Raw genomic sequence first — 22,879 nt, 5'->3', positions numbered from 1 at the left:
TAGGGGGGATTCCAAATGCATATGGACGAACGATTGAATTTGCAGTTAACTAGTCAGGCTCTTCAGGTAATGAATAATGGAATTGTTGTTGTAAATCATGATGGAATCATCACATTCAGCAACCAACTATTCTGTAGCATGTTACATAAAAAAGAAAATGAAATCATAGGTGAGCATATATCAACGATTATTCCTGATCGTAAAAATTTAGTAGTGAATCAAAGTGAAAGTTTGTACAAGTACGAGTGTAAGATTGGCAACCAAGAATTTATTGTGAATGAATCCCGTGTATATCAAAGTGGAAAAGAAGGTGGAACGATTGTCATTCTGGCAAACAAGGAAAAAAGTATACAGTCTTTGGAAAATACTATCAGTCGGTATGAAAATGCCTTAAATTTACTTTCGGAATGTATTTTAGGGGTAAATGAACAAGGAATTATCAATTTTTTAAGCGGCTCTTATGCAAAATTTTTAGGGATTGATGATCCAAAGGAAGCGATTGGAAAACATTGTACGGAGGTCGTTGAGAATACGAGGATGCATATTATCGTAAAGACAGGGCAGGTGGAAATTGGACATATCCAGCGTATAAGTAATCGGAATATAATCGCAACGCGCATACCTATCGTTAAGGAAGGTAAGATTATTGGGGCAATTGGTAAAATTATGTTTCATGATATACAGCAGTTTAAAGCTTTGGGAGATCAAATTAGTGAAATGGAATCAAAGATAACTTACTATCAAACTGAATTACAGCGGCTGCAAGAAGGGAGGCTGTCCTTTCAAAGTATTATAGGAGAGAGTGCGAAAATGAAAGAAGTAAAAACGATGGCTTTAAAGGTTTCTAAAAGTCGGTCTACTGTTTTGATAAGAGGAGAAAGCGGTACAGGAAAGGAGCTTTTTGCGCATGCGGTACATCGTGCAAGTCCGCGTGCTAGTGGCACATTTATTCGCCTGAATTGTGCTGCGATTCCAAGGGATCTTTTGGAGGCTGAATTATTTGGATACGAAGAAGGGGCTTTTACAGGGGCGAAAAAAGGCGGTAAGCCTGGGAAAATTGAATTGGCTGATAAGGGAACGTTATTTTTAGATGAAATTGGTGATATGTCTTTGGACATGCAGGTAAAGTTGCTTCGTGTATTGCAAGAGAAAGAGATTGAAAGAATTGGCGGCACGAAAATTCAAAAGGTTGATGTTCGTTTCATTGCGGCGACACATCGGAATCTCCATGAAATGGTGCAAAGAGGGGAGTTCAGGGAGGATTTATATTATAGGTTGAATGTGTTCGAGATTGATATTCCTCCGTTACGAGAGAGAAAAGAAGATATGATACATATAACGGAATTTTTAATTAAGAAATTGAATGGTGAGCTAGGTAGCAACGTTATTTCATTAGATGAGAGAGTTAGAGATATATTCATGGAGCATGGTTGGCCAGGGAATATTAGGGAGCTAGAGAATGTGTTAGAACGAGCGATGAATGTTATAGAAGGAATGATTATTCAAGTGCATCATCTCCCTATCTATTTAAGGAAAAAAGACTTGGAAGAAACGTTATACCATGAAATATTTACGTTGGACATGGAGAAGCAAGAGATGAGTTATTTACTGCAGGCAGAAGTGGAATCCGCTGAAAAACGTGCGATTACGAGAGCCTTGGACAAAACTGCTGGAAATATAAAAGAGGCAGCCGGGCTTTTAGGAATTCATCGGGCCAGCTTATATCGAAAAATAGAAAAATATGAAATGTCATGAAGGAAAGTAAAGGGCAAACAGGCCCTTTTTTTGTTTGTAGTAATAAATACTGTCTCTATTTTGCGACGTATTCTTATAGAGGCGACATGTTTGCTAATATTTGTTGCGTAAATGCGACATGTAAAGGTGGACATGTTAGGGTGATTACGAAGGAATAAGGGAATAGGGAATGAGTCGATTTTTGGCATGTTTCTTGCTATATAAATAAAAAAGACTTTAGCAGGAAGGGGATGGAATGCAGTGCTGGAAAATCATAGCTTACCGTATTTTATCATGCAAAGTATCGAAAAAACACCAAGTAAAGTGTATTTACAATTTGAAGAACAAAGGGTTACATATGAGGAGCTATATCATCGAATTACAAGAGCCATAGCGGGATTTTGTGAACTCGGTATTCAAAAAGGAGATAAAGTTTGTATTATGCTTCATAACACGCCTGAATATCTGGATGTATGGTTTGCTTTATCTTTTATGGGAGCAATTGCGGTGCCTCTGAATGTGCATTTAAAAGGAGAAGGTTTGCAGTATATTGTATCTCACTCTGATTGTAAGTTAATTATCGTTGATAAGGAATTTGTTCCTCAAATTGTTTCTTGTTTGTCATTTATACAAAGGGACATTCAAATTGTTGCTTGCGGAAAAAATGAAAGCGCAGTCATTATGGGCGATGGTAAAGAGCGGTTAGTAATCGAATTGAAAGATGTACTACTTACAAATAATCATCACCTTCCAACTGAATTTGTTTCCTCCACTTTTATTAACAGTATCCTTTATACCTCTGGAACGACTGGATTACCTAAAGGGGTCATGTTAAGTCATTTAGCCTATGTAAATTCTGCGCAGTCATTTGCTAACTATATGGTTGGCGCAAGTTCAAAAGATGTCTTATTTACAGCGCTTCCGTTATTTCATATAAATGCCCAGGCACATACAGTACTTGGGGCCATTTCTTCCAATGCGACGATTGCTCTTGGTAAGCGATTTAGTGCTTCTAGATTTTGGGATGAAATTCGTAGTCATGGCGCAACAATTTTTAATTCTTTAGGATCTATGATTCCTATTCTCTGCAAGCAGCCAGAAAAGGAAGACGATAATGAAAATTTAGTAAGAGTGACGGCTTGTGCTGCTACACCTAAGGAATTTTGGAAGCCGTTTGAGGAGAGGTTTGGCGTTCAGATTGTGGAAGGTTACGGATTAACAGAAACAACGGGTTTTTGTGTAACGAATCCACTCTATGCTAATAAACCACCTTCTATAGGAAAACCATATTCATACGTAGAGACGAAGATTGTAAATGAGGATGGAAATGAAGCGCGGACTGGTGAAATTGGAGAAATTTTTATTCGTTCATTACAAGGACAAGCATTCATGGAAGGTTATTATAAAATGCTTGATAAAACAAAGGAGGCGATGAAGGAGGGATGGTTCCATACAGGAGATCGCGGTTATCTAGATGAGGAAGGTTACTTATACTTTTGCGATCGAATTAAACAGTGCATACGAAGACGTGGAGAAAATATCTCTTCTTGGGAAATCGAAAAAGTTGTGAATAATCACCCAAAAGTACTTGAATCAGCAGCTATCGGTGTCCCATCAGAAGTGGGGGAAGAGGATGTCAAATTATATGTGATTGTGAAAAAGGGAGAAACGATGTCCTATGAAGAGATTATAGATTGGTGTCAAGATCGTATGGCTTACTTTATGGTACCGCGATATGTTCAATTCAGTGAAACTTTCCCAAAAACTGCGACGGAACGGATTCAAAAGTTCAAGCTGAAGGGGGAAGGAATCGGAAGTGCTTGGGATCGTGAAAAGGTTGGCTATGTAATTAAAAGAACAAGTTGATGCGCTGATTTTACCTTATTACATATTGGAAAGAGGGGATTGGATTGGAAAATAAACGGGTTGTTACATGGTCCAAAGAAAATGGAATTGCGACAATTATCATTGATAATCCTCCTGTCAATGTACTGAGTGGTGCTGTGGTGGAACAATTGACGGTAGCAGTCGATGAAATCGAACGGGATGATGAAGTAATTGTTGTACTTCTAACTGGCGCGGGAGAAAAGGCCTTCGTTGCAGGAGGGGACATTAAATCATTTCCGGAATGGATTGGGAAAGGGAGCGAATATGCAGAGGGAAAATCATTGTGGCTTCAGAATCCATTAAATAAAATAGAAAGATTGCTAAAGCCAGTTATAGCTGCTATTAACGGATTAGCACTTGGGGGCGGGTGTGAATTAGCTTTATCATGTGATTTGCGGATTATAGAAGAACACGCCCAAATTGGGCTTCCGGAAGTGAAATTAGGTTTATTTCCAGGTGCGGGAGGAACGCAACGTTTGCCGAGGTTAATAGGAACTGCAAGTGCGAAGGAAATGATGTTTACTGGTGAAGCACTCACTGCTGAAGTAGCTTGGCGAGTTGGTTTGGTGAATCATGTTGTTCCGCGTGGCGAATCGCTGAATAAGGCGAAGGAATTAGCCGCAAAGATGTCTCGATTTTCTCTTCCTGCTTTATCTTTGATGAAACAATCTATCGATAAAGGGTTATCTTCTTCTCTTGAGGAAGGATTAAAAATAGAAGCTGAGAATTTCGGACATGTATTTCAAACGATTGATGTAAGAGAGGGAGTAGAGGCCTTTATAGAAAAGCGAACACCATTTTTTCATAATAAATAAAAAGCTATGACTATAATATGCAAAAAGTAATGCCTGCCAGAGGCAGGCATTACAACAATATATACAAAGTTAAAAAAATCCATATTATTGAGGGGGATTGGGGTTATGGATTTATTGATTGTATTGTTATCGCTTGGCTTGCTTATATTTGTAGATTACCGAGGATTCTCAGTCATTTTATTCGCTCCGTTATGTGCGTTGCTCGCTGTGTTTTTAACAGAACCGTCGTATGTTTTACCGTTCTTTTCTAATGTCTTTATGGCGAAGATGGTCGGATTTATAAAATTATATTTTCCTGTATTTTTGCTTGGAGCGATTTTCGGTAAGGTTGTAGAAATTACTGGAATAGCAGAAAAAATCGCGAAAATTATTATCCGTTTTATTGGTGTGAAAAGAGCGATTCTTTCCATCGTATTAATGGGAGCGATTCTTACATACAGTGGTGTTAGTTTATTTGTGGCGGTATTTGCGATTTATCCATTTGCGGCGCAATTATTTCGCGAGGCGAATATTCCGAAACGACTCATTCCAGCGACAATCGCATTTAGCGCATTCACGTTTTCGATGGATTCGCTTCCTGGATCGCCTCAAATCCAAAATGTCATTCCAACTACTTTCTTTAAAACAGATATTTATGCAGCTCCTACATTAGGAATTATCGGAGCATTGTTTATCTTTACATGCGGCATGTTGTATTTGGAAAGGTGTAGGAAGAAGGCTGCTGCTAAAGGAGAGGGGTACTTTGGAAAAGACGGTGCTACTTCTGAACTTGCTGCCACAACAAGTGCACAGCTGGTGCAAACGCCAATTGCTTCTAGCGATGTTATTCCAGCTAGTTACTGGGTAGCTTTTCTTCCACTTGTACTGGTTGGAGCGATGAATAAAATCTTTACAGTATTCATCCCCGTTTGGTATACAAAGGGATTTGATTTTGCATCTATAGGCTTGAAGGAGTATGGAACGATTGATATGGGACAAGTTATAGGTATTTGGTCAGTGGAAATAGCACTTCTTATTGGAATACTGTCTGCTATAATATTAAATTTTCAAGCGGTAAAAGAACATTTTCAATCTATTACAAGCGTGGGCGTAAGTGGTTCAATCTTAGCTGCCATGAACACTGCAGCTGAGTATGGATTTGGTGCTGTTATAGCAGCTTTACCTGGATTTGTCATGATTCAAAATTATTTGACGGGGACTTTCGCAAATCCTTTAATTAGCGGAGCAGTCATGACGAATATATTATGCGGGCTGACGGGCTCGGGTTCGGGTGGAATGAGTATTACATTAGGTTTAATGGCTGAAAAATATATTGAAGTGGCAGCGAACTTTGACATTCCGTTAGATGTGCTGCATCGTGTCATTGCAATGGCGGCGGGAGGTATGGATACTCTCCCTCATAATGGAGCTGTTATAACCTTACTTGCAGTTACAGGATTAACGCACCGGGAAGCTTATAAAGAGATTTTTGGTATTACGATAATTAAGACACTTGCCGTATTCTTCGTTGTTGGAGTGTATTTGGCGTTTTCTATTGTATAGTAGGGTGGTTAACGCATTCATAATGCTAGATAATGAATAGTGTTAAATACAAACAGCTATCTTTCTATGAGACGATGGTTGTTTGTATGTTTTCAATGAATTTCATAAAAAACTCAAATTGTAGATTTAGGTTGAAATATCCCCAACTTTACTTGGTTAAGATGAGTAGGGCTTCCCTGTTAAAATAATAAATTCGGTAAATTTACTTGTTGCAACAATGCATTTTTTCACATCCATTGCAACAAATCCTATTTTCCCCTTTGATAACAGGTATATCACAATGTAAAGTAATGTAGTTTACTGATTCATTTATCCTTATAAAAATACTTGAAATATCCCGCTCGATTAGCAATTTCTTTCCCAACTACAAGAAAATAATTATAGTAGGCACTGGATTGTCAACATTAATAATAGCTGTGAAAAGCTTTTGCAAACGTTATTTATCCATAGAAGAATTTGAGGGAATATTCCTAGTAGTAGTTGAAGATGTAATGAAATTCCAGAAAATGAAAGTAACTAGTTACTTTCATTTTTCTTTTGTGATAATATGTTAGTAATTACTTACTTACATATTGAATGGAGGAATATAGATGGGGAAATTAACAGCACGAGAAAAAGTTATGGAAGCTGCTACTTTATTATTCGGGGAAAAGGGGTATACAGCGACAACCATTCGTGAAGTGGCAGAAAAAGCAGGTGTAAGCGAATTAACGATATTTCGTAATTTTAAAAATAAGGAAAATCTTTTTAGGGAGAGTATTATTTTACGGACGACACCAGTTGCTTTGCTAGAGGAAATAGAAGAGCAATTTACTGGTGATTTACATAAGGACCTTACGAAAGTGGCGGAAACATATATTCAAACCAATTTACCAAAGCTAAATTATATTTGGGCTGCGTTAATAGAATCAAGACAAAATAGTGAAATGAAAGCATTACTACATGAGTTGAATTCACATCTAGTGAATCACTTAGAACAATATTTAAAGCAACTTGGTGAGAAGGGACACATTTCCACCTGTAATTACTGTTTGATAGCGAATATGTTTTATGGACAACTGTTTTTATACATTATGAATGTAAGTATATCGGAAGAAGAAATTCAGTTAGAAGAGTATATAGAGACATGTGTAAATTTATTTATGAATGGGATTTTAAATAAATAAAAAGAATAAGGGTGGCAGAAATGAGGAATATATTAGCATTAATAGCTTTAATTGCAGGTTTTTTTATGGCAATTTTAGATTCGAATATTGTGAATATTGCATTACCAGAAATGACAAAGACATTTCATACTTCAATTGATACAATTTCTTGGGTTGCTAATAGTTATAATGTTGCCTTTGTATCGTGTTTATTAATTGCAGCACGCCTGGCGGATCAGTTTGGTCGCAAGAAACTGTATATTATTGGTTTATTGTTTTTTTCTATTAGTTCATTTATGTGCGGTATAGCCACTTCTTTTCATACATTAGTTGCTTTTAGGGTAATACAAGGAGTTTCCGCCGCAGTTATCGTACCAGTTGCTATGCCATTAGGCCTTAATTTAGTACCGAAAGAAAAACAAGGTATGATAGGAGGCGTCATGGGAGCTTTTGGGGGATTAGCAGCGGCGATTGGCCCTTCACTTGGAGGCGTTTTAACTGACAAATTAAATTGGAGTTGGGTGTTTTTTATTAATATACCAGTGAGTATATTATCTTTCATCTTCGTGATTCTTTGTATTAAGGAATCGTATGATCATGCTACAAGCTCTAAAATAGATTGGGCAGGTATGATTACTTCTGCATCTGCACTATGCTTACTCGTATATGCACTCATACAAGTAAATACAAATCATTTAAGCAAGATAAGCTTAATACTTCTTTTTATGCTCTCATTCATAGGTTTTATATTATTTTTTATCATTGAAAAGAAAAGTGAAAATCCAATGTTGCCATTAAGAATATTCACAAATAAAGAGTTCTCAATCTCGAATTTTTCTTTATTCTTTGTTGGAATGGGACTAATGAACTTTTTATTTATACTTGCTTTTTATTTTGTTCAAGTAGAAGGTATGTCTGAATTACAGTCAGGTTTAATAATTAGCACGCTAGCGATTGTTTCGATGCTTGTTACAGCAATAGTAACACCACTTGCAGCAAAGCGGGGAAGTTCATTAATAGGTAGTATAGGGCTATTAACATTTATCGTAGCGTCATATTTATTTAGTCAAATAGATTCAAACTTTACTACATGGGATTATATTTGGAGGCTAATAATCGTTGGAATTGGAACTGGGTGCACATTAGCACCATATACAACAACGGCAGTTTTAAGTGTGCCTATTGAAAAGTCAGGTGTTGCTGCAAGTATTTGTAATATTTCAAGAACAGTTGGAAGTATTGTTGGGGTTGCGATACTTGTGATGTTTCTGAATCATCAATTGTTAGTTGAAAAAGAGAAGGTAAATAGGGAAGTAGTAACTGTGATTAAAAAAAGTGATTTGTCAAATTTAGAAAGGGGGGAAGTATTGCAAGCGATAAATAAAAAACAGCAAATCATCTTAAAATCTGATGGAGAGCGAAAAATTTACAAACAAGTAAAGGAGGAATATCAGCAAGGAGTAATTCGTAGTTATAATTTAGCATTTTTAATGGGCGCAACTATATTTTTTATCGCATTTATTTTTAATATAGGAAGAGTCTTATTAGAGAAGAAAAGAAGAGGATCGTTTGAATAAAGAAAAAGGCTGTGCGTCATATAGAGCACAGCCTTTTTATAGTGATATGTATTTAATCAAAACCCAGATAATCCATCAATCTCACAAACTTTCTTGGATGTAAAACCGATATTTAGTAAAATTTTGCGCGAGGGGAGGTTGTTCGGATCAATAATTACAATATAGTTTTGGCATAGTATTGCTCCAAACTAAAATTTTTATTGTTCGTCAGAAAAGATTGTCTTTAATACTATTACTTACACTACCATAACCGTTGTTTTCAGTAAAACACGCTCCATCTAATGTAAGATTCCCTGAATGTTGTAATGTATTAAAAGTTCATTGGTACGCTCATTACTAAGTCGTAACATGTCATATATGTATTTTTGGCTATATTGAGGACAGGTTGGTTTTATATATGTTTTAGTAATTGAAAGAAAACTATTAAGTATGAAGAAGGGCATAAAACGTTTATAGAAAATAAGGAAACTTATAATATATAGAATTAGAAATAAGAATTTGATAGTATTGGAGTAAGGAGTTTTAATAGCAGTATATTAAGTGGTACTAATATATTGTTGCAAATACTTCCATGAATTTATGGAAGCATTTGATAGAATTCAAAAAAATATAATGGAGGCTCATATGAAAAAAGTAATTGGCGCAGCAACAGCAACTGTTTTCGGATTGGGAGCATTTACTACAACTGCTACCGCAGAAACGATTGTAACAGCAGATGTACTCAACGTACGTGAAAAACCGACTACGGAATCAAAAGTTGTAGAAAAGGTAAAAAATGGGCAAGAATTAAAAGTCATCAATACTGAAGATGGCTGGTCAAAAATTGAGTTGAATGGTAAAGAAGTATTTGTAAGCTCGGAGTTTACAAAAGATATTTATCATGTAACAGCAAATTTATTAAATGTTCGTACGGAAGCAAACACAGAATCAAAAATTCTTGGCAGACTGAAAAAAGATGATGTAATTGAATCAACGAACCAAGTAAAAGATGGATGGCTACAATTTGAGTATAAAGGAAAAACAGCCTATGTAAATGTTTCTTTCTTATCTAGTACAGCACCAGTTGAAAAAAAGGCTGACGAGAAAACGAAGCAAGTAGCGAAAGTGCAAAAAATGGTTAAAGCTAAGGAAGAAGCTAAAACACAGAAGGTAACAAAGGCAAAAGAAACAATTAAACCTAAGGAAGAAGAGAAAGTACAAGAAGTAGTAAAGCCTAAGGAAGAAGAGAAAGTACAAGAAGTAGCAAAACCTAAGGAAGAAGCAAAAGTACAAGAAGTAGCAAAACCTAAGGAAGAAGAGAAAGTACAAGAAGTAGTAAAACCTAAGGAAGAAGAGAAAGTACAAGAAGTAGTAAAGCCTAAGGAAGAAGAGAAAGTACAAGAAGTAGTAAAGCCTAAGGAAGAAGAGAAAGTACAAGAAGTAGCAAAACCTAAGGAAGAAGAGAAAGTACAAGAGGTAGCAAAACCTAAGGAAGAAGCAAAAGTACAAGAAGTAGTAAAACCTAAGGAAGAAGCGAAAGTACAAGAAGAAGCGAAGGCTCAAGAAATAGCAAAGGCTAAAGAAGAAGCAAAAGCGCAAGAAATAGCGAAGGCTAAAGAAGAAGAGAAAGCACGAGAAATAGCGAAGGCCAAGGAAGAAGCAAAAGCGCAAGAAATAGCGAAGGCTAAAGAAGAAGAGAAAGCACGAGAAATAGCCAAAGCTAAGGAAGAGGCGAAAGCACGAGAAATAGCTAAGGCTAAGGAAGAAGCAAAAGCCCGAGAAGCAATAAAGGCAAAAGAAGAGTCTAAAAATAACACGCAGTCCGCTAAACGTGAATTAACAGTGGTGGCGACAGCATATACTGCTGATCCAAGTGAAAATGGTACATATGGTGGACGCGTTTTAACTGCGATGGGGCATGATTTAACGGCTAATCCGAATATGAGAATTATTGCAGTTGACCCGAAAGTAATTCCTTTAGGATCTAAAGTATGGGTAGAAGGTTATGGAGAAGCAATCGCTGGAGATACCGGAAGTGCAATTAAAGGTAATCGCATTGATGTTTTAATGGGCTCAAAAAGTAAAGCTATGAATTGGGGAAGACAAACTGTTAAAGTGAAAATTTTATAATAAATCTAGAATATAACATAATGAAAATAAGACCGACATATTCTGTCGGTCTTATTTTCGTACCATAATATCATTAAGAATCACATCAAATATATCTTTTTGCGTGAAGTGATCTGTAAAAATAGTTTCCCTAGCAACTTCAATTGTATCGTGCGGATTATACCATTTTTCTAGGGAATCCTCACCAAATTCATGCCTTTTTTCCCTTGTGTTATGTCGTCGAATCGTTTCTTTTAACGATAAATCAAAGTAATATGTATACGCGTTTCCTTCAAAAAAATGTATTAATTCTTTCAGCATATCACCATATCTTCGACTGTTTAAAATACCTTCTAAAATAACAAGTTCACATTTTCCTTTTCCATACTTTGTAATTTCACATAGTAAATCATGTGATAAATTCCCCATCGTATCGTGTACTCTAAGCATATCTCTACGTACAACATCTTGTGATACTAAAAGTGTCCCTTGTCCGAAATATTCTTGTAGTTGCTTTGCGATTGTTGTTTTACCACTTGCGGAGTTTCCTCTAAGAATGATTAATGTTGATTTATGTATAGGATTAGACATAGTGAATTCCCCCAGCATGAATGATTATATAGAAAATTTTAACAAATTAAACGTAGAAAGTGTATAATTAATAAGGATGCAAATAAAAAAGGTGGGGGTTAAATGGAAGGTAAATTAAATAGGGCGCAGCCGATTTGGAAACGGACATGGTTTCGCTATCTAGGGGCATTTATAATTTTACAATTACTGTTTATTATTTGTGAAGTAACTGCATGGGCACCAAACTTTAGACCTGGCGGAGAATTTTTTAATAGAGTATTAAATTCTCAATTTTTCACAGAATGGTTCACGCCATATAAAATCCCTCAATTTAATGTGTTTACAGCATTTTTTGCGATTACATTGTTACCATACGCATTAATAGGTGCAATGAAAGATTTCACAAAAAGGAAAAATATAAATAATTAAAAAGAGGTATTATATGCTATTTCAAAAAGATAATGTATCGGTTCGGTACGTAAAAGAAGAGGATGCACCAATCATTTCAAAATGGTTAACAGAACCAGAAGTCCTGCAATATTACGAAGGACGAGATAATCCCCAATCAGTAGATATGGTACTGGATCATTTCATACATAATCCAAACAGTCATGAAAAAAGATGTTTAATAGAGTTTGATGATGTGCCAATTGGTTATATTCAAATGTATCCAGTTGATTCGGAGTGGAAAACATTATATGGCTATGAAGAATCGCAACATGTATGGGGAATGGATCAATTTATTGGAGAACCGACTTATTGGGGAAAAGGCATTGGAACGAAACTCGTTCAGACAGCAATTACATATATTATGGAGAACACGGGAGCAGAAGCCATTGCAATGGACCCGAAAGTAAATAATGAACGTGCAATAAAGTGTTATGAAAAATGTGGATTTAAAAAGGTAAAGGTTTTAAAAGAACATGAACTGCATGAAGGGGTATTAGAAGATTGTTGGATGATGGAATATAAATAAAAGGGGGCTGCACGAAATGAAAAAAGCATTAATAGTAATCGACGTGCAAGCAGGTATGTATACAGCAGGAATGCCAGTACATAATGGGGAAAAGTTTTTAGAAATATTGCAAGAGCTTATTGGAGAATGCCGTTCAAATGATATTCCGGTAATTTATGTGCAACATAATGGACCGAAAGACCATCCGTTAGAAAAGGGTACAGACGGGTGGAAGATCCATGCAGCAATTGCTCCACTAGAGGGAGACAGTATCGTTGAAAAAACGGCGCCAGATTCATTTTATAAGACAAACTTAAACGAAGTGTTACAAGAAAAAGGGATTGGACACGTTATTCTTTCAGGAATGCAAACGGAGTACTGTGTGGATACGACAACGCGAAGAGCGTTTAGTGAAGGGTATAAAGTAACGTTAGTGAGCGATGCACATAGTACGTTTGATACAGAGGTGTTACGTGCTGAAGACATTGTGAAGCATCATAACGTAGTGTTTGGAGCGTTTGCTGATGTCATTACATTAAAAGATTTGAAAGAAACTGTCTCTAAATAAGAGGCAGTTTTTTATCCGACTTTAATGGGCAGTAAGACCCCCACCTCAAAATGCAGCGAAAGCAAAGAGGTTAGGTGGGGGATCAACTGTCCATAAAAGTCCGATTGGTGAGGGCTGATAATCAGTGGGGGATGAAGAAAACCCCCACTGATTAAAGTTTCACTTTATTAGAGGAAATCATGTCAAATAGTGTCGGTAAGTCGATATCTTTTGTCGAAACGTCGATATATTGAAATAAACGTTGATATAATTTCACGTACCATAATGAAAACACAAAAAAGGAGCACCACATAATTAAAAAGGGCGCTCCTACATCAAAATATTACTTCTTCTTATCTTTATCCAATATATTCTGCTCTTCAGCAAACTCCGTACCATATGCGAAGCGGCGATTAATATGAATATTATCGTTGTGGTGCCTTGTGTGAGAGCCAGAGAAACGATGAACGATTACTTCAGATAATGTGAAGACAATTGCGGAAAGGATGCTTCCCCATGCAATTTGCATATAGTTGTCTAATAAAATATTACCGAAAATCCATACGCTTAAATATGTTAGTAAGAAATCCGACATAATGGCACCAGTATTGCCGATTCGATTTAATATGATTTTATCAACGAACATATAAGATACGATTGTTACAAAGAGACTAAATGAAATAATTTGGACGAACGTTGCAGGGAAAAATAAAGCGAGTCCAATACTAAATGCGATAATGCACGATATAAACTTGATAAGCACTACAGTAAAACCATTCAATATTTACACCTCCGATTTATACATAGTTTTACAATAAATTTAGGAGTTCATACATTGTAACGAATATATTTATATAAAACTTTTTCATGTTCAATATTTGTCTAAATATTAAAAAAACAAAGAAAAAATGTTATAGTAAAATGAGAGTATATGACATTTTTAGGTAAGGGGGAATCCTGGGTGTGGATTACTTCAGAAGTAGAAATTCCAGACGAGTTAATTGATCATCTTGAACAAGGAAAGTTAGTATTATTTGTTGGAGCGGGAGTTTCTATGAAAGGGAAATCAAACTTACCGAATTTTGATGATCTTGTTGATGAAATTGCGAAAACGTTATATGTAGAAAAACGTGAAATAACAGAACCACATGATTATTATCTTGGTAAAATTGCGAAATCAAAAGATGTACATCAAGTTGCAAGAGATCTAGTTCATATAGAAAAGTCAAAACCGAATCCGCTTCATTATGCAATTCCTAGGTTGTTTCCTTTAGACACGGAAGTTCGTATTGTAACGACAAATTTTGATCGACATTTTACAACTGCGATAAAAGAAATGAATAGAGAATTAAACGTATATTACGCACCTGCGTTACCTACAGGTAGAGCGTTTAGAGGACTCGCTTACATACATGGCAATATAGAACAAGAGAAAGAAGCATTAATTTTAACAGATGGTGATTTTGGAAGGGCTTACTTGACGGAAGGATGGGCGAGAAGATTTTTAGTTGATTTATTCTCGAATTATACCGTTTTGTTCGTTGGATATAGCCATAATGATCCAGTAATGAAATATTTAGCAACTGGTTTACCACCAAGTACAAGGCGTTATGCATTTGTCGCACAAGGAGAAAATACATATCATTGGGAGCATTTAGGAATACGGCCGATTGTATATCCAAATAAAGGTAATAATCATCAGTCTCTCGTTAAAGCAGTAAAACGATGGGCGGAGTTAATGGGTGATAATTATATTACAAAACGAATGCGCATTCGTGACATAGTAACAGTTCCACCTTCTGTAGAGCAGGAACAATTATCATACATAAAACAATCCATTAAAAAAATTGAAACAGTCCGCTACTTCGTTGAATTTGCTCATGATTATGAGTGGGTGGAATGGCTTGAAGCGGAAGGGAAATTACAAAATTTATTTTTAATTACATCAAACTATAACGAGGTAGATGAATTACTTGCAAAATGGTTAGTGGAACAATTTCTTTTTAGTCACCAAAAAGAATTATTTCAATTAATTTTTAAAAATCAATCTAAACTATCTCCGTTATTATGGAGAACAATTTGTAGTTACTTAAGTGAGACGAAAATTGAGATGGACCCATTGTTGTTTGCACGGTGGACACTGCTTTTATTAGAAACAGCTGAAAAAGATAGTAAATCGATCGAAACAATTTCTTACTTACTGCAAAAATGTTCTTTTCCTGAGCATAAAGAAATCGCTTTATTGTTATTAACGTTTATTTTGGACGGAAAACTTAAATTGAAGCGTGAAAGAAAGTGGGGAAATGATAATACGCAAGAATCAATAGAACTTGAGGAGTCGAGTCGTTTACCCGTGTCTACATTTTCTTATGTGGAGAAAATTTGGAATGAAAAGATGAAACCGCATATTTCTTATTACGCCGTTCCAATTATGATGATGGGAATAGAGAAGTTGCGGATGTTATCACTAAGGCAAACGGCACTGAAAAAAAGGGATAAGGAAAATGTGGAAAAAGAGTTTCAGCAAAATGATCTTGCGTTTTTAATTCAAATTGTAAAAGAGTGTTTAGCCTATTTATGTGAAAATAATGAGAAAAAAGCAAATTATTATATTACTGAAATGATAGAAGCAAGCAGCATACTTCAAAATCGAATTGCCATTGATGCGATGAATAAAAATATATTCGTAAGCGCCGATGAGAAGATGAAATGGTTGTTACAGGAAGAAATTCTTTTAGATGTCACGTATAAACAAGAAGTTTTTCAACTTATAAAAAATCATTACGCACTCTCTTTAGAAAAAACAAAGGAAGAAGTCATTCAAATTGTATTAAAGAACCTTGCAGAGGAGAGGGCATTTGATGTTTGTTTACTGTTAGATTTATTATTCACGTGTGATTCAAATAGTTCATCTACAGCAAAAGGTTATGAGTTAATGAAGCAAAAACATCCACACTTTCATTCTGATCGATACAGTGTAAAAAAGAGAGAGACGACAGAACAAAGTATTACTTGTAATGTAACTGCTGATGGATTATTACAGCTGAAAGATGAAGAAATTATGAAACAAGTTCGCCAATTTTCTCAAGATGGTGTGTTTGAACAACGTCATTTTTTAGAGATGTTATCGAAAGCATGTAAATTGAATACAGAATGGAGTATTTCATTTGCTTATCAATTAGTAGGTATGCACGAAATAAGTAATGAAGTTTGGTTTGTTTGTATTAGAGAGTGGCGAAATAACCGAGGACTGACAAATGAACAAATACAAAAAGTTATTCCTCTGTTGCAGAAATTCGTTAGAAATACTGCATTTCATTGGTTAATTAGTAGCTTTCTATATGAAATTAGCAATCGGTTAGAAGAGTTAGAGGAAAATAGTATACGCAATGTAAAACGGTTTGCTTTTTCAGTATTCCCTCAAGTAATGAAAAGTGACACGGATTTTAAGCTTGGAAAACAAGATTTTTACAATGAATCGATTCAGCATCCTGTTGGGAAAATGACAGCTGTATTATTAAAACTGTTATCATATGATCATTTATACGATCGTAATGTGTATGAATATTTATTTTTATTTGAAGAACAAGTAAGAATTAGTACAGAACGGACAAATTTTATGTTAGCACGTTTAGTAGCGGATATTACATTTCTTTATCATATTGAGAAACAATGGTGCCGAAAATATTTGTTACCGTACTTAGAGTTAAAGAAGGAAAATGAGATTACGAAATATGCATGGGCCGGCTTATGTTACACGCAAATAAATTTACCTTTATTTACAGAAATGAAGCGATTTATTAAGTATGCAGTAGAACATTTAGAAGTATTACATCCGCATACGAGGGAAGCTTTCTTAAAATGGCTCAGTTTTGTATTTATTAAATGTGTACTGTATTGGGAACAAAAAACAGACTGGTTATACCCTTTACTTATACGAGAAAATGAAGAAAATAAAATTAAGTTTATGCAGTTTTTATGCTATTACGTCAAAACGTTAAGCGCAAAAGAGCAACAAAAATTTTGGGCAGCTTGGCTCAGTATATTTTTGCGAGAACGACCGAAAATGGGTGAAATCACAGCTAGAGAATATGTAATGCTTTTACGTATTATTTTATTTATGGATGAAATAGTAGAAAGAGGGTTATCGATAATTTGTAAATCATTTTCGGACGTAGGTGGAAAGGGAAATCAAACGGAGTTAAAACAGTTATTCAATGAAATACTTGAGAAGACAGAGAGTATAAAAATGTATAAAGAGTTGTATGCAAACGTATTTTTTACTTTACTGCAAACGCTTCAGGAAGCGGATTTACTTGAAACGGAAATCATTCAAATAAAAGAATTATTAATCGGGTATAAAGTAGAAAAATGTGTAATAAATGCAATAGATAATGAGATAATTCGCATCGGAATTGTTATGGAGAATTTACAAGAAGAAATGTAGGGCGAAAGTGGAATTTTAAAAAATATATAAAAAGTTGTTGACAGTGTTTTGAAAAGCGTTCTATAATACGAATCATACTTATTCAATTTCAAAAAACATTTGAATAAACAAAGTGCAATGAAGAGATCACAGTAGTGGTTAGTCTTACTGTAACAGAGAGCTGGTGGTTGGTGTGAACCAGTACAGGGATAATCATGAATTACAGTCTTGGAGCATCTTTTTCGTAGTAAAGATAGTATTGTCTTTATGAAGAAAAAGCGGTCAATTGATCGTTAACAGTGAAGAGAGGTAGACGGAAAGATAGTCTACAACTAGGGTGGTACCGCGATAAATATCGTCCCTACTGATTTATTCAGTAGGGACTTTTTGTATTTTAGTGGCCCAACTTGAAAATTAAATATGTATGCGTTGAAAGGAAAAGCAGTAGTTGTTGTTTCCCTGTAACAGAGAGCTGGTGGTTGGTGTGAACCAGTACAAAAACAAGAGCGAATTACAGTCCTAGAGCATCTTTTTCGTAGTAAAGATAGCATTGTCTTTATGAAGGGAAAGACGGTCAGATGATCGTTAACAATGAAGAGAGGTAGACGAAAGAAGTCTACAACTAGGGTGGTACCGCGATAAATATCGTCCCTACTGATTGAATCAGTAGGGATTTTTTGTACAAAAAAGTGGGTTTTTAATTAGTAGATAGTGTCTTTGTACTAATTATTAGTTTAAAATAAGAAGAGGGATCGATTCCACTTTAAATTTGTATAATTGACCAGTTCAGAAAATAGAGAATTTTTCATTCTCTCACTATAACTTTTAAAACATTAGAGGAGGATTTCCAAATGGCAAATCATGAATTAGATCAATTACGTAAACAGGTAGATGAAATTAACTTACAACTATTACACCTTTTAAACAAACGTGGTGAAATCGTTCAAAAAATTGGGGAGCAAAAGCAAGTACAAGGTACGAAACGTTTTGATCCAGTACGTGAGCGTGAAGTACTTGATATGATCGCAGAGAATAACGAAGGACCATTCGAAACATCAACGGTTCAACATATTTTCAAAACAATCTTCAAAGCTAGCTTAGAATTACAAGAAGATGATAACCGTAAAGCATTACTAGTATCACGTAAAAAGAAACAAGAAAACACAATTGTTGACGTAAAAGGTGAATTGATTGGTAACGGAACACAAACGTTCATTATGGGACCTTGTGCGGTAGAAAGCTTAGAGCAAGTTCGCCAAGTAGGGCAAGCGATGAAAGACCAAGGCTTAAAATTAATGCGCGGTGGTGCTTTCAAACCGAGAACATCTCCATACGATTTCCAAGGTTTAGGAGTAGAAGGATTACAAATCTTACGCCAAGTAGCAGATGAGTTCGACTTAGCGATTATTAGTGAAATTTTAAATCCGAACGATGTTGAAATGGCATTAGACTACGTTGATGTAATTCAAGTTGGTGCACGTAACATGCAAAACTTCGATTTACTACGAGCTGTAGGTAAAGTTAACAAGCCAGTATTATTAAAACGTGGATTAGCAGCAACAATTGATGAGTTCATTAATGCAGCGGAATACATCATTGCACAAGGTAACGACCAAATTATTCTTTGTGAGCGCGGTATCCGCACATACGAAAGAGCGACACGTAACACATTAGACATTTCAGCAGTACCGATTTTAAAGAAAGAAACACATTTACCAGTTGTTGTTGACGTAACGCATTCAACTGGACGTAGAGATTTATTATTACCAACAGCAAAAGCAGCACTTGCAATTGGCGCAGATGCAGTAATGGCTGAAGTACACCCAGACCCAGCAGTTGCATTATCAGATTCTGCACAACAAATGGATATTCCAGAATTCCATAAATTCATGGAAGAGTTAAAAGGATTCAAAAATAAATTATCTTAATTCCATATCATATATGCGCTGAAGAGGAAACAGTAGTGCTTATCTCCCTGTTAAAGAGAGCTGATGGTCGGTGTGAATCAGTACAAAGGTAAGCATGAATTACAGCCTTGGAGCATCTTTTTCGCCAAATTTTGGAGGAAAAGACGGTCTTACGATCGTTAAAGAAGAGAGGTAGACGAAAGAAGTCTATAACTAGGGTGGTACCGCGATAAACATCGTCCCTACTGAGCGCTCAGTAGGGACTTTTTTGTACAAAAAAATAGTAAAGGGGCAAGAGAAATGAGATACATTACAGCTGGAGAATCACATGGACCGCAGTTAACAGTTATTTTAGAAGGTGTACCAGCAGGTTTAACGCTGGCGGCGGAACATATAAATAAAGAATTATTAAGAAGGCAAAAAGGGCACGGACGCGGAAGACGTATGCAAATTGAAACGGATACAGTTGAAATTGTAAGTGGTGTTCGTCATGGGATGACACTTGGCTCACCAATTACGTTAATCGTAAAAAATGATGATTTCAAACATTGGACGAAAGTAATGGGGGCAGAGTCAATTTCGGAAAAAGAAAGTAAAGACATGAAACGTACAATTACGAAGCCACGTCCAGGACATGCGGATTTAAATGGAGCAATTAAATACGGTCACCGTGATATAAGAAACGTACTAGAGCGCTCGTCTGCAAGAGAAACGACAGTAAGGGTTGCAGCTGGAGCAGTTGCGAAACAAATTTTAAAAGAATTAGGCGTAGAAATTGCAGGGCATGTACTTGAAATCGGTGGAGTAAAAGCAAAACATATTTCTAACTTGTCAATTGAAGAAATTCAAACGATTACTGAAAACTCACCAGTTCGATGTTTAGATAAAGAAGTAGAACAAGAGATGATGAATGCAATTGATCATGCAAAAAGTAGCGGAGATTCAATAGGAGGCATTGTAGAAGTCATTGCAGAAGGAATGCCGATTGGCGTTGGTAGTTACGTTCATTACGATCGTAAATTAGATGCAAAACTTGCTGGTGCAATTATGAGCATTAATGCATTTAAAGGTGCTGAAATTGGCGTTGGTTTTGAAGCAGCAAGACATCCAGGAAGTAAAGTGCACGATGAAATTTTATGGGATGAAGAACAAGGATACACGAGAAAAACGAATAATGCCGGTGGTTTAGAAGGCGGTATGACAACGGGAATGCCAATTGTCGTAAGAGGTGTAATGAAACCAATACCTACATTATACAAACCGTTAGCAAGTGTTGATATTGATACGAAAGAAGCATTTCAAGCGAGTATTGAAAGGTCTGATAGCTGTGCAGTACCAGCAGCAGGTGTAGTAGCTGAATCCGTTGTAGCATGGGAACTTGCACATGCACTAGTCGAACAATTCGGAAAAGATCGTATGGAGTTAATTCAACAAAACATTACGCAACATAATAAATACGCAAAAGAATTTTAATAAAAAGGTGGTTTTAACATGCAAGTAAAAGATCAACTATCATCATTACAACCATATAAACCAGGTAAATCACCTGAACAAATGAAAGAAGTGTACGGAGATCATGCATTTGTGAAATTAGCATCGAATGAAAATCCATTCGGCTGTTCACCACGTGTTTTAGATGAGTTGCAAAAATCGTGGTTGGATCATGCTTTATATCCTGACGGAGGTGCGACAACGCTCCGTCAAACAATTGTAAATAAATTACAAGTACAAATGGAACAAGTACTTTGCGGTAGTGGTTTAGATGAAGTCATTCAAATCATAAGTCGTGCAGCACTTAAAGCAGGAGATAACATCGTAACGGCAGGTGCAACATTCCCGCAGTACCGTCATCATGCGATTATTGAAGGCTGTGAAGTGAAAGAAGTTCCACTAAATAACGGTGTATACGATTTAGACGAAATTTCGTCAGCGGTAAATAATAATACGAAAATCGTATGGATTTGTAATCCAAATAATCCGACAGGCACATATGTGAATGACCGAAAATTGACTCAATTCATTGAAGGGATTAGTGAAAATACGTTAATTGTCATTGATGAAGCGTACTATGAATACGTAACAGCAAAAGATTTCCCAGAGACATTACCGCTTTTAGAAAAGCATAAAAATATTCTTGTGCTTAGAACATTTTCCAAAGCGTACGGATTAGCTTCTTTCCGCGTAGGATATGCGATTGGACAGGAAGAGTTAATTGAGAAATTAAATGTCGTACGTTTGCCATTTAACGTATCTTCATTAGCGCAAAAAGCAGCGACGATTGCTTTTGGTGATGACGAGTTTATTGAAGAAATAGTTCGTGTAAATACAGAAGGATTACAACAATACGAGAGCTTTTGTAAGGAAAATGATATTCCATTTTATCCATCGCAAACAAATTTCATCTTCTTACCAGTTGAGAATACTGGAGAGATTTATGAAGCTTGTGCACATGCAGGATTTATTATTCGGCCGTTCCCAAATGGTGTCCGTATTACAGTCGGAACAAGGGAGCAAAATGAAGGAGTGATTTCAGTGTTAAAACAACACTTTGAAAATAAAAAAAGAAAGTCTCGAGATGAGGCAAATGCGTAAGAAGGTAGTATTAATTGGAACTGGTTTAATCGGAGGCTCTCTCGCATTAGCAATTAAGAAAGAGCACGATGTAACGATAACAGGTTATGATATATTTCAAGAACAAGTAGAGCGTGCAAAAGAATTACACGTAGTAGATGAAATAGCAGTAAATTTACAACATGCATGTGAAGAGGCACATCTAATTATTTTTGCTTCTCCAGTTGAAGAAACGAAGAAGTTATTACACAAATTAGCGTCATTTCGTTTACGAGAAGATGTTATCGTAACCGATGTTGGTAGTACAAAAGGAACAATTATGAATGAAGCGGAAGCTTTGTTTTCAAAGGAAATTTCTTTCATTGGTGGACATCCGATGGCAGGTTCTCATAAAACGGGCGTTGAAAGTGCAAAAGCGCATTTATTTGAAAATGCATTTTACATTTTAACACCGATGCATCACGTGCCAAATGAAGATGTGGAAGAGTTGAAAGATTGGTTAAAAGGAACAGGGTCACATTTCCTTGTTTTAAACACAGAAGAACACGATTATGTAACAGGAATTGTAAGTCATTTCCCGCATCTTATTGCAGCTGGATTAGTAAAGCAAGTGGAGAAACATGCAGGAGATAATCCGCTCATTCATCAGCTAGCTGCTGGAGGTTTCAAAGACATTACACGTATCGCATCTAGTAGTCCGAAAATGTGGAGTGATATTGTTAAGCAAAATCGAGAGCATTTAATGGTATTATTAAAAGAGTGGATCTCTGAAATGGAAGATTTATATGATACAGTTTCTAGCGGAGATGCAGGCGAGATTCAAAGCTATTTTGCAGACGCGAAAGAATACCGTGACTCTTTACCGGTAAGAAAGAGAGGGGCGATTCCTGCCTATCACGACTTATACGTCGATGTTTTAGATAAAGTAGGGGCATTGGCTCACATTACAAGTATTTTAGCGCGCGAAGAAATTAGTATTACGAACTTGCAAATATTAGAAGCGCGTGAAGGATTACTTGGAGTATTACGTATTAGCTTCCAAAGAGAAGAAGATCGTATGCAAGCGAAACTCGCACTTGGAGAAGAAAAATACCAAACTTATGAAACAATTTAAA

Annotated in this window: 17 protein-coding genes, 1 pseudogene and 3 other annotated features; of the genes and pseudogenes, 15 read left to right on the top strand and 3 right to left on the bottom strand. The window is 36.0% G+C overall.

Going from position 1 to position 22,879, the window contains the following annotated elements:
- The first annotated feature begins 15 nt into the window (after window positions 1–15).
- The 6 genes from MKY00_RS14560 to MKY00_RS14535 all read left to right on the top strand — a co-directional run bounded on the left by MKY00_RS14560 (window position 16) and on the right by MKY00_RS14535 (window position 8,700).
- The gene (locus MKY00_RS14560) at window positions 16–1,755 is read left to right on the top strand and encodes a sigma-54-dependent Fis family transcriptional regulator (RefSeq protein WP_016717798.1); all 1,740 of its coding nucleotides are present in this window, start codon (window positions 16–18) and stop codon (window positions 1,753–1,755) included.
- Window positions 1,756–1,995: 240 nt separating this feature from the next.
- Window positions 1,996–3,600, top strand: coding sequence for an ATP-dependent acyl-CoA ligase (locus MKY00_RS14555; RefSeq protein ID WP_016717797.1), 1,605 nt, complete (start codon window positions 1,996–1,998; stop codon window positions 3,598–3,600).
- A gap of 44 nt (window positions 3,601–3,644) precedes the next feature.
- Window positions 3,645–4,436: an enoyl-CoA hydratase gene (locus MKY00_RS14550; RefSeq protein ID WP_016717796.1), complete on the top strand. Its 792-nt coding sequence runs from the start codon at window positions 3,645–3,647 to the stop codon at window positions 4,434–4,436.
- Window positions 4,437–4,541: 105 nt separating this feature from the next.
- Window positions 4,542–5,978: a GntP family permease gene (locus MKY00_RS14545; protein WP_016717795.1), complete on the top strand. Its 1,437-nt coding sequence runs from the start codon at window positions 4,542–4,544 to the stop codon at window positions 5,976–5,978.
- Between the two features lie 590 nt (window positions 5,979–6,568).
- On the top strand, window positions 6,569–7,144 hold the full coding sequence (locus MKY00_RS14540) for a TetR/AcrR family transcriptional regulator (RefSeq protein ID WP_016717794.1): 576 nt from the start codon (window positions 6,569–6,571) through the stop codon (window positions 7,142–7,144).
- Between the two features lie 20 nt (window positions 7,145–7,164).
- Window positions 7,165–8,700: an MFS transporter gene (locus MKY00_RS14535; RefSeq protein ID WP_074585916.1), complete on the top strand. Its 1,536-nt coding sequence runs from the start codon at window positions 7,165–7,167 to the stop codon at window positions 8,698–8,700.
- A 56-nt stretch (window positions 8,701–8,756) separates the two neighbouring features.
- On the opposite strand, the pseudogene MKY00_RS14530 reads toward MKY00_RS14535, so the two are convergent.
- Window positions 8,757–8,855: pseudogene (locus MKY00_RS14530) on the bottom strand (GNAT family N-acetyltransferase); the annotation flags it as partial.
- 469 nt (window positions 8,856–9,324) lie between these two features.
- Between MKY00_RS14530 and entB the strand changes: the two are divergent.
- Window positions 9,325–10,809: a cell wall-binding protein EntB gene (gene entB, locus MKY00_RS14525; protein WP_341035101.1), complete on the top strand. Its 1,485-nt coding sequence runs from the start codon at window positions 9,325–9,327 to the stop codon at window positions 10,807–10,809.
- A 51-nt stretch (window positions 10,810–10,860) separates the two neighbouring features.
- Here entB and MKY00_RS14520 read toward each other — a convergent pair whose 3' ends face one another.
- Window positions 10,861–11,379 (bottom strand): kinase, encoded by a 519-nt coding sequence (locus MKY00_RS14520; RefSeq protein ID WP_016717791.1) that lies wholly within the window; start codon window positions 11,377–11,379, stop codon window positions 10,861–10,863.
- A 102-nt stretch (window positions 11,380–11,481) separates the two neighbouring features.
- On the opposite strand from MKY00_RS14520, the gene MKY00_RS14515 reads away from it, so the two are divergent.
- The 3 genes from MKY00_RS14515 to MKY00_RS14505 are packed head-to-tail and all read left to right on the top strand — an operon-like array spanning window position 11,482 to window position 12,881.
- Window positions 11,482–11,787 carry a YfzA family protein gene (locus tag MKY00_RS14515; protein ID WP_000398605.1) on the top strand — a complete coding sequence of 102 codons (306 nt, stop codon included), beginning with the start codon at window positions 11,482–11,484 and terminating at the stop codon, window positions 11,785–11,787.
- Window positions 11,788–11,800: 13 nt separating this feature from the next.
- A complete protein-coding gene (locus MKY00_RS14510; RefSeq protein WP_016717790.1) occupies window positions 11,801–12,334 on the top strand; it encodes a GNAT family N-acetyltransferase in 534 nt (177 codons plus the stop codon).
- A gap of 16 nt (window positions 12,335–12,350) precedes the next feature.
- Window positions 12,351–12,881, top strand: a complete 531-nt coding sequence (locus MKY00_RS14505; RefSeq protein ID WP_016717789.1) for a cysteine hydrolase family protein — start codon at window positions 12,351–12,353, stop codon at window positions 12,879–12,881.
- Window positions 12,882–13,203: 322 nt separating this feature from the next.
- Here MKY00_RS14505 and MKY00_RS14500 read toward each other — a convergent pair whose 3' ends face one another.
- Entirely contained in the window at window positions 13,204–13,641 is a 438-nt protein-coding gene (locus MKY00_RS14500; RefSeq protein WP_016717788.1) for a YndM family protein, read from the bottom strand.
- A 150-nt stretch (window positions 13,642–13,791) separates the two neighbouring features.
- On the opposite strand from MKY00_RS14500, the gene MKY00_RS14495 reads away from it, so the two are divergent.
- The 5 genes from MKY00_RS14495 to tyrA all read left to right on the top strand — a co-directional run bounded on the left by MKY00_RS14495 (window position 13,792) and on the right by tyrA (window position 22,878).
- Window positions 13,792–17,307, top strand: coding sequence for a DUF4020 domain-containing protein (locus MKY00_RS14495; RefSeq protein WP_074585589.1), 3,516 nt, complete (start codon window positions 13,792–13,794; stop codon window positions 17,305–17,307).
- A gap of 108 nt (window positions 17,308–17,415) precedes the next feature.
- Window positions 17,416–17,652, top strand: a binding site (T-box leader).
- A gap of 54 nt (window positions 17,653–17,706) precedes the next feature.
- Window positions 17,707–17,942 (top strand) — a binding site (T-box leader).
- A gap of 195 nt (window positions 17,943–18,137) precedes the next feature.
- Complete coding sequence (locus tag MKY00_RS14490) at window positions 18,138–19,214, top strand: bifunctional 3-deoxy-7-phosphoheptulonate synthase/chorismate mutase (RefSeq protein WP_001273581.1); 1,077 nt, start codon at window positions 18,138–18,140, stop codon at window positions 19,212–19,214.
- Window positions 19,215–19,223: 9 nt separating this feature from the next.
- Window positions 19,224–19,440 (top strand) — a binding site (T-box leader).
- Between the two features lie 53 nt (window positions 19,441–19,493).
- Complete coding sequence (gene aroC, locus MKY00_RS14485) at window positions 19,494–20,666, top strand: chorismate synthase (protein ID WP_016717786.1); 1,173 nt, start codon at window positions 19,494–19,496, stop codon at window positions 20,664–20,666.
- An 18-nt stretch (window positions 20,667–20,684) separates the two neighbouring features.
- Window positions 20,685–21,785: a histidinol-phosphate transaminase gene (gene hisC / locus MKY00_RS14480; protein ID WP_016717785.1), complete on the top strand. Its 1,101-nt coding sequence runs from the start codon at window positions 20,685–20,687 to the stop codon at window positions 21,783–21,785.
- On the top strand, window positions 21,778–22,878 hold the full coding sequence (tyrA, locus tag MKY00_RS14475) for a prephenate dehydrogenase (RefSeq protein ID WP_016717784.1): 1,101 nt from the start codon (window positions 21,778–21,780) through the stop codon (window positions 22,876–22,878). The genes hisC and tyrA overlap by 8 nt, the downstream gene beginning before the upstream one ends.
- The last annotated feature ends 1 nt before the right edge of the window (window position 22,879 follow it).

Source organism: Bacillus sp. FSL R9-9834, assembly GCF_038006905.1.
Lineage (GTDB): Bacteria > Bacillota > Bacilli > Bacillales > Bacillaceae_G > Bacillus_A > Bacillus_A pacificus.
Note: the sequence above shows the minus strand (reverse complement) of the source record. Positions and strands in the feature narration are given on the sequence as shown.

Bases quoted from the DNA above. Each gene is read 5' to 3' on its own strand.
- MKY00_RS14495 (WP_074585589.1), top strand. From the start codon at position 13,792: ATGACATTTTTAGGTAAGGGGGAATCCTGGGTGTGGATTACTTCAGAA.
- tyrA (WP_016717784.1), top strand. From the start codon at position 21,778: ATGCGTAAGAAGGTAGTATTAATTGGAACTGGTTTAATCGGAGGCTCT.
- MKY00_RS14490 (WP_001273581.1), top strand. From the start codon at position 18,138: ATGGCAAATCATGAATTAGATCAATTACGTAAACAGGTAGATGAAATT.
- MKY00_RS14560 (WP_016717798.1), top strand. From the start codon at position 16: ATGCATATGGACGAACGATTGAATTTGCAGTTAACTAGTCAGGCTCTT.
- MKY00_RS14520 (WP_016717791.1), bottom strand. From the start codon at position 11,379: ATGTCTAATCCTATACATAAATCAACATTAATCATTCTTAGAGGAAAC.
- entB (WP_341035101.1), top strand. From the start codon at position 9,325: ATGAAAAAAGTAATTGGCGCAGCAACAGCAACTGTTTTCGGATTGGGA.
- MKY00_RS14535 (WP_074585916.1), top strand. From the start codon at position 7,165: ATGAGGAATATATTAGCATTAATAGCTTTAATTGCAGGTTTTTTTATG.
- hisC (WP_016717785.1), top strand. From the start codon at position 20,685: ATGCAAGTAAAAGATCAACTATCATCATTACAACCATATAAACCAGGT.
- MKY00_RS14505 (WP_016717789.1), top strand. From the start codon at position 12,351: ATGAAAAAAGCATTAATAGTAATCGACGTGCAAGCAGGTATGTATACA.
- aroC (WP_016717786.1), top strand. From the start codon at position 19,494: ATGAGATACATTACAGCTGGAGAATCACATGGACCGCAGTTAACAGTT.
- MKY00_RS14510 (WP_016717790.1), top strand. From the start codon at position 11,801: ATGCTATTTCAAAAAGATAATGTATCGGTTCGGTACGTAAAAGAAGAG.
- MKY00_RS14540 (WP_016717794.1), top strand. From the start codon at position 6,569: ATGGGGAAATTAACAGCACGAGAAAAAGTTATGGAAGCTGCTACTTTA.
- MKY00_RS14515 (WP_000398605.1), top strand. From the start codon at position 11,482: ATGGAAGGTAAATTAAATAGGGCGCAGCCGATTTGGAAACGGACATGG.
- MKY00_RS14545 (WP_016717795.1), top strand. From the start codon at position 4,542: ATGGATTTATTGATTGTATTGTTATCGCTTGGCTTGCTTATATTTGTA.